Raw genomic sequence first — 535 nt, 5'->3', positions numbered from 1 at the left:
CAGGCCGCGCAGCCGGTCGGCGTACGAACTGGTGTCCAGGACCGCGGCGGGCGGCACGCCGGCCTTCAGATATTGCCACGCGACCAGATAGAGCAGCGGTCCGGTGCCCATGAAGACCGGCCGCGCGCCGATGGCGCAGGCTTGGGCCTTCAGCGCGATCTGCGCGCCGCCCAGTGAAAAGACGCCCGGAATCGTCCAGCCGGGGCACGGCATGATGCGGTCGGTCGCCCCCGACGCGATGATGACGGCGGAAAAGGACAGTTCCGATACCGCGCTGCCCCGGCTGGCCAGCAGCACGTCGCTCGAAACGCCCCAGGCGGTCGTGCCGGGGCGATAGTCGATGTCAGGGAGGATGGCTTCGAAATCCCGATGCAGCGCCGTCGCCTTTCCGGCTTCGGTGCCGTACAGGCGCGCCGCCGGCCGGGTGAATCCCGGTGGCTGGCGGCGATAGATCTGCCCGCCCTGCCGGTCGTTTTCGTCCAGCACGATGGGCCGCAGGCCGGCGCGGACCAGGCGCTGCGCCGCGCGGGTGCCG

General features: G+C 71.2%; 1 pseudogene. It reads right to left on the bottom strand.

The annotated features are described in order from the left end of the window. Positions 1 to 535 (bottom strand): annotated as a pseudogene (locus HUK84_RS22525) (FAD/NAD(P)-binding oxidoreductase); the annotation flags it as partial.

This window comes from Nguyenibacter vanlangensis (assembly GCF_013376155.1).
Lineage (GTDB): Bacteria > Pseudomonadota > Alphaproteobacteria > Acetobacterales > Acetobacteraceae > Gluconacetobacter > Gluconacetobacter vanlangensis.
Note: the sequence above shows the minus strand (reverse complement) of the source record. Positions and strands in the feature narration are given on the sequence as shown.